This window comes from Micromonospora sp. NPDC023956 (assembly GCF_040639195.1).
Classification (GTDB): Bacteria; Actinomycetota; Actinomycetes; order Mycobacteriales; family Micromonosporaceae; genus Micromonospora.
In genome coordinates this window covers 113761-125930 of record NZ_JBEZZN010000019.1, presented here as the reverse complement: position 1 = coordinate 125930, position 12170 = coordinate 113761, and the positions used below count along the sequence as shown (strand labels likewise).

At 69.9% G+C, this 12170-nt stretch carries 9 protein-coding genes; 3 read left to right on the top strand and 6 right to left on the bottom strand.

Going from position 1 to position 12170, the window contains the following annotated elements:
- Both AB0F58_RS27045 and AB0F58_RS27040 read right to left on the bottom strand, forming a co-directional pair.
- Positions 1 to 722 (bottom strand): aminotransferase class III-fold pyridoxal phosphate-dependent enzyme (locus AB0F58_RS27045; RefSeq protein WP_357148623.1); only part of this gene is annotated, 722 nt, incomplete at its 3' end.
- 611 nt (positions 723 to 1333) lie between these two features.
- Positions 1334 to 3205: a radical SAM protein gene (locus tag AB0F58_RS27040; protein ID WP_357148621.1), complete on the bottom strand. Its 1872-nt coding sequence runs from the start codon at positions 3203 to 3205 to the stop codon at positions 1334 to 1336.
- 292 nt (positions 3206 to 3497) lie between these two features.
- Here AB0F58_RS27040 and AB0F58_RS27035 point away from each other — a divergent pair, with 292 nt between their 5' ends.
- The gene (locus tag AB0F58_RS27035) at positions 3498 to 4742 is read left to right on the top strand and encodes an aminotransferase class III-fold pyridoxal phosphate-dependent enzyme (RefSeq protein ID WP_357148618.1); all 1245 of its coding nucleotides are present in this window, start codon (positions 3498 to 3500) and stop codon (positions 4740 to 4742) included.
- 150 nt (positions 4743 to 4892) lie between these two features.
- Here AB0F58_RS27035 and AB0F58_RS27030 read toward each other — a convergent pair whose 3' ends face one another.
- The 4 genes from AB0F58_RS27030 to AB0F58_RS27015 all read right to left on the bottom strand — a co-directional run bounded on the left by AB0F58_RS27030 (position 4893) and on the right by AB0F58_RS27015 (position 9295).
- Complete coding sequence (locus AB0F58_RS27030) at positions 4893 to 5405, bottom strand: DinB family protein (protein ID WP_357148616.1); 513 nt, start codon at positions 5403 to 5405, stop codon at positions 4893 to 4895.
- Between the two features lie 52 nt (positions 5406 to 5457).
- Entirely contained in the window at positions 5458 to 6393 is a 936-nt protein-coding gene (locus AB0F58_RS27025) for a WD40 repeat domain-containing protein (protein WP_357148613.1), read from the bottom strand.
- Between the two features lie 192 nt (positions 6394 to 6585).
- The gene (locus AB0F58_RS27020; protein ID WP_357148610.1) at positions 6586 to 7992 is read right to left on the bottom strand and encodes an MFS transporter; all 1407 of its coding nucleotides are present in this window, start codon (positions 7990 to 7992) and stop codon (positions 6586 to 6588) included.
- Positions 7993 to 8284: 292 nt separating this feature from the next.
- On the bottom strand, positions 8285 to 9295 hold the full coding sequence (locus AB0F58_RS27015; protein WP_357148607.1) for an alcohol dehydrogenase catalytic domain-containing protein: 1011 nt from the start codon (positions 9293 to 9295) through the stop codon (positions 8285 to 8287).
- A gap of 633 nt (positions 9296 to 9928) precedes the next feature.
- On the opposite strand from AB0F58_RS27015, the gene AB0F58_RS27010 reads away from it, so the two are divergent.
- On the top strand, positions 9929 to 11308 hold the full coding sequence (locus tag AB0F58_RS27010; protein ID WP_357148604.1) for a cation:proton antiporter: 1380 nt from the start codon (positions 9929 to 9931) through the stop codon (positions 11306 to 11308).
- A 158-nt stretch (positions 11309 to 11466) separates the two neighbouring features.
- Positions 11467 to 12168, top strand: a complete 702-nt coding sequence (gene queC, locus AB0F58_RS27005) for a 7-cyano-7-deazaguanine synthase QueC (RefSeq protein ID WP_357148602.1) — start codon at positions 11467 to 11469, stop codon at positions 12166 to 12168.
- The last annotated feature ends 2 nt before the right edge of the window (positions 12169 to 12170 follow it).

Below are 12170 nucleotides of genomic sequence, written 5' to 3'. Positions count from 1 at the left end.
ACCACCACCACGTCAGCCGGCACACCCAAACCATGCACACCCTTCGGCCCCGCCCGGAACCCCGTGTACACCTCATCCATCATGAACGGCACGTCATACCGCGCACACAAGGCCGACATACGCTGATAGAACTCAACATCGAAGTACAACATCTCCGGCGAGATCAGCACCCCGGCGACCTCGTTGCCGAACGCCTCCAGCATCTTCGCCAGAGCCTTCTCGTTGTACCCGAACCCCACCACACCAGTCGTCTGCTGATACCCGAACGACTCCGACGCCAACTGCCACTCATGCCATCCGTGGTAACCACACGACAGGATCAACTCCCGCCCCGTCGCCGCCCGAGCCAATCGCACGGCCATCGCCGTGCCCTCGGAACCCGACTTGTGGAACACCACCTTCTCGGCACACTCGTACCGCTCACACAACCGCTCCGCCAACTCCACCCGCGGCACCGACAACGTCGACGCGAACGCCGTACCGTAATCCCGAATCTGCCGCACGATCGCCTCGATCACCGCCGGATGACGATGCCCCAGGATGATCGTCCCGCTGCTGGCGGTGAGGTCGACCATCCGGTTGCCCTCGACGTCCGTCAGCCAGGCGCCGTCACCCGACTGGATCATCGCGGAAAAGCGGGTCTGGATGTCGTACTTCTCCGCTGCGGTCACGCGACGGGCCCGCTCAACCAGCCCTCGGTTCGTCAAGTTGGCAGAATCCATGTCCTGGCTACCTTCTCTCGCCGATTCGACCCTTGCCCCAGGAGTGCACCGGGATCGGCGCCGAGTTGTTCGGCTGGCGCGCCAGCTGGGCCCGCGCGACCTGTGGTCGGCGACTGCCGTCAGCTGTCCCCTAGGGACACCGTGGCCGCCAGCATATAGCACCGTAACTATGCACGGAATGGCCGAAACGGTTTCTGACGTTTAGTGATTTCACTTTCCGTCACGCCTCGACAACGGGACGGAGTATTCGCCGGTCAATCCTCCCGCGATCGGCCGATTCGACGGGATCGACGGCCCCCGCCGACCGCACCGCCGATGACCTGCGGATCACTTACCGTGTTCTTTCCGGGCAACCCTCGGATAACCCGGCGACGGCACCCGCCCAGGGAAACCGAATTCCGGCGGAACAGCCCGAAAGGCTCGGCCGAATTGTCCGGGAGAACGACCCGAATGCACTTTTCGGTAGCTGTCCACGCCCGATCGGGCCCATCAGAGTCGTTACACCCAGTAATCGATCGGTGCGGCCCTGATCACCGCCCCGGGACATCGGTGGTGGAACCCGAGGTCGACAGCCCCGCCGAGCCGATGCCCGGCGGGGCGGCCGGAGCAGGTCAGTGGGCGACCGGCTCGGCGGTGAGCAGCTCGGCGTCCCGGCGACTGGCGTCGAGCAGTTCGACGAAGCGGCGCTGGATCCGACCGATCCGCTCGTCGCCGGTGGACCGGACCATGAACGAGCACCCCTCGGACTGCCCGGCCGTCTGCGCGCCGACCTGCGCGCTGACCTGCGGCTGACCGCTGTAGAGCGCGATGGCCGCAGCGATCATGTCACCGGCGAAGCGGCAGAACTGGTCGGCGCCGGCGCCCTTCTCGGCGTCCGCGACGTGCTGCATCACGCAGACACATCCCAGCGGGTGCCCGAGTGCCAGCAGCCCGTCTGCGGTCTCCTGGATCGCCCGCACGGTGGCCGGCAGCTCCTCCGGGCTCTCCGGGTCGAGCTGCGCCATGCTGTGCTCGACCAGGCGCGCGCCGGCCTCCGCCACGGAGACCGGTCCCTGCTCGCGGCGCTCCGCCCCCTCGAGGACGTACTTCGGCCAGAGCGCCATGGCGAGGGTGCCGACCCAGGCCGTGTAGAGCTCGTCCGCCTCCAGGACGCCGTTGGCGAAGGCGAAGTTGAACTGGTCGAACATGGCCGGGTCGGTCAGCGGGTCGACGATGCCCCGGGTCAGGCAGGTCTGGTAGTCCGGCGAGCCGTAGATCGGGTAGAACGGGTTGGTCCAGAACTCGACCCCGGCCAGCACCAGGTTGACCGCGTCCTGCACGATCGCGTCGAGGCTCTGGTCGGGCAGCCCGACGATGATCGCGGCGCTCGCCGTCAGCCCGAACTTCTCGAACAGGGCCACCCCGGCGGAGACCTTGTCCAGCGAGGTGAATCCCTTGCGCATCTTGCGCAGCCGGGCCGCGTCGGTGGTCTCCAGGCCGAGGAAGAGGTCGTCGAAGCCGGCCGAGACCATGCTCTCCACCAGGTCCTCGGTGAGCTTCACGACGGTCATCCCGTTGGGCAGGCTGAGCCGGACGTCGAGCCCACGGCGGACGATCTCCTGGCAGATCGCGTGCACCCGGTCGATGTCGAAGGTGAAGTTGTCGTCCTCCACCAGGAAGCGGCGCACCCCGTGCACCTCGACGTAGTGCTCGATCTCGTCGACCACGCGCTGCGGGTCACGGGCCCGGAACTGCTTGCCGACCGTGGCGTGCACGGTGCAGAACGAGCAGGAGAACGGACAGCCCCGGCTGGTGATCAGGGTGACCGCGTTGCCGTACCGGGCGAAGTCGAGCTGGTCGGCGGCGGGCGGCGCGAGGGAGTCGAGGTCGGCGACGAAGGGCGCCCGGGGGCGGATGTGCGGCGCGCCGGGCGTGGCGCACTCGCAGTGCCCCTCGCCGCACCGGAAGGCCACGCCGAGCAGCTCGGTCAGGGGACGCCCGGCGCCGAACGCGTCCAGCAGGGCGACCGTGGTCACCTCGGCCTCACCGAGCATCACCGCGTCGATCTCCGGGACCTGGAGGACGTGCGGGAAGGCGACGGTGCCGTGCTGACCGCCAAGGATCACCTTCGCGTTGGGCAGCACCCGCTTCGCCATCCGGGCCAGCTCGTAGGCGCTCTCGTAGTAGGGGGTGAACATGCAGGAGATGCCGACGACGTCCGCGCCGCTGGCGGCGAGGGCGGCCTCGATGCGCTCCGTACGGGCACCCCAGTGCATGATGTGCTGCCAGCGCGGATGGCGCTCCAGCTTGGACCGCTCGATCGCGGTCAGCTCCGCCTCCGGGACGACGTGGTTGTCCTCGGTGTAGGCGAGGGAGTCGAAAATCTCCGTCTGGTGACCCGCGGCACGCAGCGCGGCCGAGACGTAGGCAAGACCGATCGGAACGTGACGTCCGATTTCGACCATGCATCCGCGGATCGGCGGCTTGACGAGGAAAACCTTCACTTGATTACCTTCCGTAACAGAAGGCGCTGCCACCAGCGCGTTCGCCCGCTGACTCCGTGCCTCTCCACGGTAATCGACTCGGCGACTGAGACAAATACCTGCAAGTACCCGATCCGATCCAGCCCTCCATACTGGACTAATTCCCCAGATAATTGACGACATGCTCACGCCGCGTCGCTCGTCGATACCACTCGGTGTTGGGCACTCGCGATTCGGCTTTGTCGCCCCCTATGATTTGCCGCGTGTCGGCCACGACCGGCCGAGGGGCGAAGGACAGCCGGAGGTTTCGCTGATGATTATTGCCAACGCTGACGGTTGCACGCCGTACGAGGCGGCCCGGGGCATCACCCTCGTCCGTGCTGAGGGAGCCTACGTATACGACGCGGAGGGTCGGGGCCTGATCGACCTTTCCAACTCCTTCGGCAGCGTGATGCTCGGGCACAACGACCCGGTGGTCACCGCCGCCGTGGTGGAGACGGTGCGCTCGGGCATCCCGGCGGCGGCCTCGTTGGACCTGCAGAACCACCTCGCCGAGCAGATCGCCGGGGACCTCCCCGGCGATCAGCGGGTGGCCTTCTTCAAGACCGGCACGGCGGCGACCCGGGCCGCCGCCTCGGCCGCGCGCCGGGTGACCGGCCGGCGGCTGATCGCCAGCTGCGGTTACCACGGGTACGACCTGATGTGGGAGTTCACCCCGCCGGGCCAGCCCAACTCCGAGGGCGTGCTGCACTGCTACCACCTCCCCGAGCTGATCGACCAGGTCCTCGCCGAGCACGCCGACGAACTGGCCGCCGTGATCATCGCGCCGGACTACATCCACGTCTCGCCGGACTACATCGCCGACCTGTTCGAGCGGTGCGAGCGGGTCGGGGTGGTGACCATCGCCGACGAGGTGAAGCACGGCTACCGCATCCGCCAGGGCGCCTCGGTCAACGAGGCAAGTGTCCTGGCCAACATGTACACGTACGCCAAGGGGATCAGCAACGGCTGGCCGCTCTCCTGCGTGGCCGGCGACGAACGGTTCCTGAAGCCGCTGGCCGAGTTCGTCTCGACCCTCACCTTCGAGGCGCCCAGCTTCGCGGCGGCTTCGGCGACCCTCGACCGGTTGGTCGAGCTGGACGTCCAGGCGCAGCTGGCTGTCGACGGTGCCCGGTTCGTGTCCGAGGCGGCCAAGCTGATCAGCACCCGGGACCTGCCGATCGAGATGGCCGGCACCGGAGCCGCGTTCCAGTTCGTCTGCGCCCCCGAGGTGGAGGAGGTCCTCCTGCCGCACGCCCTGGCCGAGGGGCTCATCCTCGAACCGTCCGACCAGCAGTACCCGTCCGCGTGCTTCCGGGGCGAGGTGGTCGACGACGCGCTCGAGCGGCTCGACCGCGCGCTCGACACGATGGCCGCCGCCCGGCCCGACCTGGTCGGACGCGAGGTGACCCAGCTCGACCGGGTGTACTCGGCCTTCTGCCAGATGGACGGGCTGCCCGGCCGGCCGGAGGGCTGGAGTCTCGAGCAGTGCGTGGAGTACGTGACCGACCAGCTCTGACCGCTTCCCGAGCCCCCGGGACCGGACGGTCGCGGGGGACCGGGCGGCCGGGGGAGCGACGACGGGGGACCGACCACCGGCATCGCCGGCCGGGGACGATCCCCCGTTCCGGTCCGCAGACCGGGACGGCTCGGGCCCGGGGGCGACGGCTCAGGTGCCCGTCGCGCCGTCGATGCTCTCCCGGATCAGGTCGGCGTGACCGTTGTGCCGGGCGTACTCCTCCAGGATGTGCACCACCGTGGTCCGGATGTTGCGCACCTCGCCCTCGTCCTCGTAGGTGTCACCGAGGTCGCGCAGCGAGAAGGCCTTGCGGGTCAGCTCCACCTCCTGCTGGAAGAGGGTGAGGTCGGCCTGCACGTCCGCCGCGGCGACGTCGTCGAAGGCGGCGTCCGGACGTTCCTCGGTCGCGTACGGGTCCTCGGCCGTCTCGCCGGTGAAGAGGGTACGCAGCCAGCGCTCCAGCTCGGTCATGTGACGCACCAGCCCGAGCAGGGTCAGGTTGGTCACCGGAACGCTGTTGGTCTTCAACTGCTCCTCGGTCAGGCCCGAGCACTTCAGCAGCAGGGTGTCCCGGTGGTAGTCGAGCCAGCCCGCCAGCACGGCGGTCTCGTCGCCCAGCAACGGATCTGGTTTCCGGTCGACGGCGGGGGCGGTCCAGGTCATGGGGTGGTCCCTTTCGGTAGCTGAGTCAGGTGGGGTACGGCGGTCCCGACGGTCACCCGGCAGCAGGGTACGCGGGGAACGGCAGGATCCGGGCGGTCCCGTCCTGGCTGGCGGTGACGATGCGCTCGCCCGACCGGTCGAAGGCGAGGTTCCACACCGGCGCGGTGTGCCCGGTCTCCACCTCCCCGACCTGCCGTCCGGTGGCCACGTCCCAGACCCGGACGGTGCAGTCCTCGGCGGCGCTGACCAGCAGCCGACCGCTGGGGTGGAAGACCACCCCGTCCACCGCGTCGGTGTGCCCGACCAGCGGCTCGACCGCCGCGCCGCCCGCCGCGTGGTCCCAGATCCGGACGGTCAGGTCGTCGGACCCGCTGGCCAGCAGCCGCCCGTCCGGACTGAAGGCGACGCTGACCGCGCCCTTCGTGTGCCCGACCAGCGGGGTGCCGACCGGACGGCCGGTCGCGGTGTCGTAGAGGCGCACCGCGTCACCGGTCGAGGCGACCAGGTGACCGTCCGGGTGGAAGGCCACCCCGTCGATCTCGTCCGTGCTCTCGGTGAGGGGCTCACCCACCGGCTCACCGCCGGGCACCTTCCACAACCGGACGGTGTGGTCGGCGCTGCCGGTGGCCAGCAGCCCGCCGTCGGGGTGGAAGGCCACGCCGTAGACGCCGGCGGTGTGCCCGGTGAGGGGCCCGCCGACCTGTTCACCGGTGGTGACGTCCCAGATCCGGGCGGTCCGGTCCTCGCTGGCGCTGGCCAGCAGCCGGCCCTCGGGATCGAACGTCACGAGCCAGACCGTGTCGGTGTGACCGGTGAGGGTCCGGCCGACCTGCTCGCCGGTGGTCGCGTCCCAGAGGCGGACGGTGCCGTCCTCGCCGCTGGTGGCGACCAGATGATCGTCGGGGTGGAAGACCGCGCCGATCACGCCCTCCCGGTGCCCGGTCAGCACCAGGGACGGTCGAGTGGGGGGCACTGCTGCCGACTCCACCTGTCTGCTCCGTTCTCCACGTGGGTGTGGGGGTGGGGGTGGCCCCGGGCGTGCCGGATCGCGCGCCTACGGGCCCGGATGTCGGGGGCCAGCGCCGGGACGGTCGTCCCGGCGGAGAGGGGACGGTCGGCGACCGCCCGGATGCGGGTCACCGGCCGCCGGGTCCGGCGGTCGGTGACCCGCGTCGGCACGTCAGCTGGTCCGCGACCGGCGGCCGAACAGGGCGAGGAGGGCCGGCAACGCGGCGATCAGGGCGGCCACCCAGAACGCCCGGCGCATTCCCTCGACCGGATCGGCGGGCGTGCCCGCTGCGGTGACCAGCACGGCCAGGCCGAGCGCCGGGCCGATCTGCTGGACCGCCTGCAACACGCTGGACGCCGCGCCGGTCACCTCCGGGGCCACGTTCGACATGATCGAGGCGGTGACCGAGGAGTAGATCAGACCGGCGCCGAACCCGGCGATCGCCAGCGGGCCGAGCAGCGAGGTGACGTAGCCGCCGTCCGCCGAGATCTGGGTGAGCCAGACCATCCCGAGGGTGGTGAGCGCCGCGCCGATCCCGGCCACCAGGCTCGCGCCGAGCTTCGGCACCAGTTGCCCGCTCAGCACCGCGGCGACCAGGACCAGGACCGCCGCCGGGATGAAGGCGAAACCGGTGCGCAGTGCGGAGTAGCTCCACACCCCCTGGAAGTACTGGGTGAGGAAGAAGAACATGCCGGCGAAGGCGGCCGGGAAGAACAACAGGGTGACGAAGCCGCTGGCCCGGACCCGGTCGGTGAAGAGCCGCAGCGGCAACAACGGCTGCTGGGCCCGCCGCTCGGCCAGGATCAGCACGGTGAACAGGACCGCCGCCACGGCGAGGCAGGCCAGGACGACCACGTCGTCCCAACCCTCGGTCGAGGTGCGGACCAGGGCGTACACCAGGGCGACCATCGCGCCGGTCGAGGTCACCGCCCCGACGATGTCGAACGAGCCGCGCTGCGGCTGGCTCTCCCGGATCGCACCCGGCGCGAGCAGGACCACCAGCAGGACCACCGGCACGTTGATGAAGAACACCCAGCGCCAGGAGGCGACGTCGCTCAGCACCCCACCGAGGATCAGGCCGAGCGTGCCGCCGGCCGCGGCGATGCCGGTGTAGACGCCGATCGCCTTGTTGCGGGCCGCGCTGTCGGTGAAGTTGATCGGAATCAGCGAGAGCGAGGTCGGTGCGACCAGTGCGGCTCCGACCCCCTGGAGGGCACGGGCGGCGATCAGCATCTCCGGGGAGGCGGCCAGGCCGCAGAGCAGCGAGGCGACGCCGAAGACCACCAGCCCGACGAGGAGTACCCGCCGCTGGCCGACGATGTCACCGGCCCGGCCACCGAGCAGCATCAGACCGCCGAAGGCCAGGGCGTACGCGTTGACCACCCAGACCAGACCGGTGCCGGTCATCTCGAGGTTCTGCTGGATCTTCGGCAGGGCGACGTAGACCACCGTCGAGTCGAGGACGATCATCAACGCGCAGGCGGCCAGGAGGGTCAGCACCAGTCCGGGCCGTCGGGGGCCGGCCGCGTCGGGCTGTCGTGGCCCGGTGCCGGTCGTTTGTTTGGCCGTGTCAGACATAGACAGCCTCACTCATTTTGGTCGGAATCAGGATCGGCCAATATATGTGATTCGGCGTGTCCGTCTGAAGGCCCAAGGTGAGCCCGTCCGTCCACTGTCGACTGATTCGGGTGGTCCGCCCGGCTCTTCCTGCCGGGCCACCGTGGGTCGTCCCGCCGACCGCCCTCGGTCGAACGGGATCAACCGGCGACGGCTCGGCACCCCGGCGCCGATGACGGCTGGCGGCCCGGGGCCGGCCGGTCGTGGTGTCGCCGCGCTGGACGGCGACACCACGGTCCGGCTCGTGCGGTGGCTACTCGTTCCGCAGGTCGAAGACGACCCGGACGGTGCCGTCGGTGCGGTTGATCGCCCGGTCGATGGCCGGGGCGTAGTCGTCCAGCGTCACGATGTCGGTGAGGATGGGCCGGGTGTCGATCGCCCCGTTCGCGATCAGGTCGACGGCCTCCCGGTACTTGCCGCCGGGCCCCATCACGCCGACCAGGCTGGCGTACGACAGCGGCAGCCGGGCGGTCTCCAGGGAGTGCTCGGCGCCCACCTGGTAGCCGACCAGGCAGACCCGTCCGCCGGGGCGGACCAGGTCGAGCGCCCGGACCACCGACTCCGGGTCGCCGGACGCCTCGAACACCACGTCCACCTTGTCCGCGTAGCTGGTCAGCTCCGGCAGCTCGCTGGGGTGCACCGCGGCGGCGGCACCGCTCTCCTCGGCGATCTTCCGACGCTCGGCGACCAGGTCGGTGGCGAGCGTGACCGTGGCCCCGGTCGCCCGGGCCGACTGGAGGATGAGCTGGCCGATGCCGCCGGCACCCAGCACGGCGACCCGCTCCGCGGGGCGGAGGTTGATCCGGTCCACCGCGTGCAGCGCGACGGCGAGCGGCTCGACCTGGCTCGCCGCGGCGAGATCCATCCCCTCCGGCAGCAGGTAAAGGTTGGTGATCGGCACCGCCACGTAACCGGCGCAGCCGCCATCCACGGTGAAGCCGATCTCGATCAGGTTCTCGCACATCACCGGCAGCCCGTCCCGGCAGGGCCCGCAGGACTGACAGCCGACGATCAGATCGCCGGTGACCGGGCGGCCGACCCACGACTCGTACCCCTCCGGGGCGGAGTCCACCACGCCGGCCCACTCGTGGCCGGGCACGATCGGGTACCGGTTGCCGTGCCACTTCCCCCGGTACAGCCAGAGGTCGCTACCACAGAGGCAGCAGTAGTGCACTTTGACGACAGCCCATCCGGGAGGTGCCTCCGGGCGGGGAGTGTCGATGACCTGAGCCTTGTGTCCTCCGTGGAACTGTAGCGCCCGCATTCGTCCCCCCACGCGGCTGTGAGATGTTCTCCGGACACCTTAGAGGCCGGTTCACCAGGGCTCAATAAGTTCCGCTCCGGAAATTCCATCTTGACAGTGAATCCACGGCAAACTATCGTCCCGAGAGGATCCTCCACCCTCTGGGAGATTTGACGGCCGGTTTATCCGGTGGCGTCCTCCAGCATCGGGGCTTGGCTGTGTCGAGGTCGCGCCCACGGGCCGTCTGACAAGTTTGGGGGTGTGGCGGTAGACATCACGAGAACCGTCGTCGTGCCGCGTCTCGAAAACGCTGTTCTCTACTGCCACCGTCGCGTCGCATTTCCGCCCCGACCATCCGCGCACCCACACTCCGGTCAGCCGACGATGGTCCATGTCCGGGGGTCGGAGCGGGCCACCCACCACCGGGTTGAGGCGACACGACCGGTGACAGGCAACAGCAGCCGGGGCCCGGCGCACTGAAGCGACCCCTCAGCTCTCCACGACGCCCGCGCTCGTGTGCCACCGGGCGGGACGAGTAGTCGTCCCCCGAGCCGGTCCCGCGTCCCACCGCTGACAGGTGTGGCCATGGTCCGTGCCCGGAGAGCACCGGCGCGGGTTCCGAACGGTACTCGTACCGACAGCTCAAGGACCCAGATGGACTCCGTACACTCCGACCTCAAGGTCGCTATCGTCGTCGCCGACATCGCCATCGTGCTGATCGTCGGTTCGCTGCTGATCATGCTGTTCCGGCGGATCAAGCAACCTCCGGTCATCGGCGAGATCACCGCCGGCATCGTGCTCGGACCGAGCCTCCTCGGACTGCTGCCCGGAGACGTCACCGGCTTCCTCTTCCCGGCCGAGCTCCGCCCCCACCTCTCGATGATCTCCCAGGTGGGGCTGCTGCTCTTCATGTTCCTGGTCGGCTGGGAGTTCAACGGTCAACTGCTCAAGCGCCGGTCCGGGTCGATCGCCTCGGTCTCGCTCTCCGCGATCGGCCTCGCGTTCGCGCTCGGCATCGGCGCGGCGGCCCTGCTCTACGACCGGCACGACGTGGTCGACGGGGAGAAGATCCCGTTCGGCTACTTCGCCGCGTTCCTGGGCATCGCGATGTCGATCACCGCGTTCCCGGTGCTGGCCCGGATCCTCACCGAAACCGGTCTGGCCCGGACCCGGGTCGGCGCCCTCTCCCTGGCCGCCGCCGCGCTGGACGACGTGATGGCCTGGACGCTGCTGGCCTTCATCGTGGTCATCTTCGGAGCGGGCGGTGACGGCACCTCCACCCTGCTGATCGTCCTCGGGCTCTTCCTGCTCTACGTGGCGCTGATGGTCTTCGCGGTCCGGCCCCTGCTGCGCCGGCTCGTCGCCCTGCTCACCCGGGGCGGTACGGCCTCACCCTTCCTCGTCCCGCTGATCGCCGCCGGGGCGTTCCTCTCCGCCTACGCGACGTCGTGGATCGGGGTCCACGCGGTCTTCGGGGCCTTCGCCTTCGGTCTGGTGATGCCCCGGGAGCCGCGGGCGCTGCTCGCCGAGAGCCTGCACGTCCCGCTGGAGAGCACCACCCGGCTGCTGCTGCCGATCTTCTTCATCGTCACCGGGCTCAACGTCAACATCGGCGCCCTCGGTTGGACCGGGCTGGGCGAGCTGGCGATCATCATGGCCGCCGCCTGCGTCGGCAAGCTCGTCGCCGCCGGCATCGCCGCCAAGTTGTCCGGCATGAACTGGCAGGAGTCCTACTCGGTCGGGCTGCTCATGAACACCCGGGGCCTGACCGAGCTGGTGATCCTCAACATCGGGCTCTCCCTGGGCGTCCTGGACAGCGAGATGTTCACCATGATGGTGCTGATGGCCCTCATCACCACGGCCATGGCGGTGCCGCTGCTGCCCAAGGGGCTGCCCCGGGTCCCCGGGAACCTGTTCACCATCCCGCCGGTCGCCGCTCCGGCGGGCGCCACCGCCCCGCGCACGCCGGTGCCGGGCGACGCCCCCGGCACCGCCCCCGCCGCCGAGCGTGAGGTGTCGTCCGGCACGTCCTGAGTGACCCCCACGACACACCGGCGACGGGACGCTCCGTCGCCGGTGTGTCGCTGGCCGCAGGGACCACGCCCTGAGCCGGGTCCAGGCCTGAACGCTGAGTAGGCTTACCGCCGGGTACGACCGTGCCCGTGGACGAGGGTGAAGGGTGGTGGCGGCGCGTGCCGACGCAGAAGCGCAGGGCCGTGGTGCTGCTCAGTGGTGGGCTCGACTCCGCCACGGTGCTCGCCATGGCGGTGCACGAGGGGTACGAGGCACACGCGCTCAGCTTCCGCTACGGCCAGCGGCACACCGTCGAGCTGGAGGCCGCCGCCCGGGTGGCGAAGGCACTCGGCGCGACCCGGCACGTGGTCGCCGACATCGACCTGCGGGTCTTCGGCGGCTCGGCGTTGACCGACGACACGCTCGCCGTACCGCACCACGCCTCCGCCGACGACCTCGGCGACGAGATCCCGGTCACCTATGTGCCGGCCCGCAACACGATCTTCCTGTCGTTCGCCCTGGCCTGGGCGGAGACCCTGGACGCCTCGGACATCTTCATCGGGGTCAGCGCCCTGGACTACAGCGGCTACCCGGACTGCCGTCCGGAGTACGTCGCCGCCTACGAGACGATGGCCAACCTCGCCACGAAGGCGGGGGTCGAGGGACGCCAGCGACTGCGCATCCACACCCCGCTGATCCAGCTCACCAAGGCGGAGACCATCCGTCGGGGTCTGGAGCTGGGCGTCGACTACGCCTGGACGCACAGCTGCTACGACCCGGTCGACGGCCGGGCCTGCGGCAGCTGCGACTCCTGCCTGCTGCGGGGACGCGGTTTCGCCGAACTCGGGCTGACCGACCCCGCCCTGTCCGCCACCGGGTGAGG

Bases quoted from the DNA above. Each gene is read 5' to 3' on its own strand.
- AB0F58_RS27035 (WP_357148618.1), top strand. From the start codon at position 3,498: ATGATTATTGCCAACGCTGACGGTTGCACGCCGTACGAGGCGGCCCGG.
- AB0F58_RS27020 (WP_357148610.1), bottom strand. From the start codon at position 7,992: ATGTCTGACACGGCCAAACAAACGACCGGCACCGGGCCACGACAGCCC.
- AB0F58_RS27015 (WP_357148607.1), bottom strand. From the start codon at position 9,295: ATGCGGGCGCTACAGTTCCACGGAGGACACAAGGCTCAGGTCATCGAC.
- AB0F58_RS27010 (WP_357148604.1), top strand. From the start codon at position 9,929: ATGGACTCCGTACACTCCGACCTCAAGGTCGCTATCGTCGTCGCCGAC.
- AB0F58_RS27030 (WP_357148616.1), bottom strand. From the start codon at position 5,405: ATGACCTGGACCGCCCCCGCCGTCGACCGGAAACCAGATCCGTTGCTG.